General features: G+C 57.2%; 2 rRNA genes. Both read left to right on the top strand.

Going from position 1 to position 1936, the window contains the following annotated elements:
- Positions 1-1718, top strand: a 23S ribosomal RNA gene (locus CR157_RS21940); the annotation flags it as partial.
- Between the two features lie 87 nt (positions 1719-1805).
- Positions 1806-1921: ribosomal RNA gene (gene rrf / locus CR157_RS21935) — 5S ribosomal RNA — on the top strand.
- The last annotated feature ends 15 nt before the right edge of the window (positions 1922-1936 follow it).

Here is a 1936-nt window from a genome sequence, read left to right as displayed (position 1 = left end):
GGTAGAGGAGCGTCGTGTAAGCCGACGAAGGTGGATCGAGAGGTCTGCTGGAGGTATCACGAGTGCGAATGCTGACATGAGTAACGACAAGGGGAGTGAAAAACTCCCCCGCCGGAAGACCAAGGGTTTCTGTTCGACGCTAATCGGAGCAGAGTGAGTCGGCCCCTAAGGCGAGGCCGAAAGGCGTAGTCGATGGGAAACGGGTCAATATTCCCGTACCTCACAGGATTGCGATGGGGGGACGAAGAAGGCTAGGTGAGCCAGGCGTTGGTTGTCCTGGTGAAAGCCAGTAGGCTGAGGGTTCAGGCAAATCCGGATCCTCAAGGCCGAGAGGCGAGACGAAGGCACCACGGTGCCGAAGTCATCGATGCCACGCTTCCAGGAAAAGCCTCTAAGCTTCAGATTCTGTGGGACCGTACCCCAAACCGACACAGGTGGTCAGGTAGAGAATACCCAGGCGCTTGAGAGAACTCGGGTGAAGGAACTAGGCAAAATGGTGCCGTAACTTCGGGAGAAGGCACGCCGCGCTAGTGTGAAGGCCCTCGCGGCCGGAGCACGAGGCGGTCGAAGATACCAGGTGGCTGCAACTGTTTATTAAAAACACAGCACTCTGCAAACGCGCAAGCGGACGTATAGGGTGTGACGCCTGCCCGGTGCCGGAAGGTTAATTGATGGTGTTAGCGCAAGCGAAGCTCCTGATCGAAGCCCCGGTAAACGGCGGCCGTAACTATAACGGTCCTAAGGTAGCGAAATTCCTTGTCGGGTAAGTTCCGACCTGCACGAATGGCGTAATGATGGCCACGCTGTCTCCACCCGAGACTCAGTGAAATTGAAATCGCCGTGAAGATGCGGTGTACCCGCGGCTAGACGGAAAGACCCCGTGAACCTTTACTACAGCTTCACACTGGATGCTGATGTTGCTTGTGTAGGATAGCTGGGAGGCTTGGAACCCCGGACGCCAGTTCGGGTGGAGCCGACCTTGAAATACCAGCCTGGCATCATTGGCGTTCTAACTCAGGTCCGTGATCCGGATCGAGGACAGTGTGTGGTGGGTAGTTTGACTGGGGCGGTCTCCTCCCAAAGCGTAACGGAGGAGCACGAAGGTACCCTCAGCACGGTTGGAAATCGTGCAGTGAGTGCAAGAGCATAAGGGTGCTTGACTGCGAGACAGACACGTCGAGCAGGTACGAAAGTAGGTTCTAGTGATCCGGTGGTTCTGTATGGAAGGGCCATCGCTCAACGGATAAAAGGTACTCCGGGGATAACAGGCTGATACCGCCCAAGAGTTCACATCGACGGCGGTGTTTGGCACCTCGATGTCGGCTCATCACATCCTGGGGCTGAAGTCGGTCCCAAGGGTATGGCTGTTCGCCATTTAAAGTGGTACGCGAGCTGGGTTTAGAACGTCGTGAGACAGTTCGGTCCCTATCTGCCGTGGGCGTTGGACGTTTGAGAAGAGCTGCTCCTAGTACGAGAGGACCGGAGTGGACGCACCTCTGGTGTTCCGGTTGTCACGCCAGTGGCATTGCCGGGTAGCTATGTGCGGACAGGATAACCGCTGAAAGCATCTAAGCGGGAAGCCCCCTTCAAGATGAGACGTCCCCGAGGCCTCGAGCCTCCTGAAGGGCCCAGCGAGACCAGCTGGTTGATAGGCCGGGTGTGGAAGCGCTGCAAGGCGTTGAGCTAACCGGTACTAATGGCCCGTGAGGCTTGACCATATAACACCCAAGCGGTCTGCCGATGGCGACCGACAAGGGCCGGATACGACGAGACGCCTCGCGTCGGCATGATTCATGCGTTTTTCGCCTGACGACCATAGCGAGCGGGCACCACCTGATCCCATGCCGAACTCAGCAGTGAAACCGCTCAGCGCCGATGGTAGTGTGGGGTCTCCCCATGCGAGAGTAGGTCATCGTCAGGCACTTCTTCAGAGAAA

The sequence above is a fragment of the Halomonas sp. LBP4 genome, from assembly GCF_003202205.1.
GTDB classification, from domain to species: domain Bacteria; phylum Pseudomonadota; class Gammaproteobacteria; order Pseudomonadales; family Halomonadaceae; genus Halomonas; species Halomonas flagellata.
The sequence above is the reverse complement of the archived record's forward strand: the minus strand, read 5'-3'. Positions and strand labels throughout refer to the sequence as shown.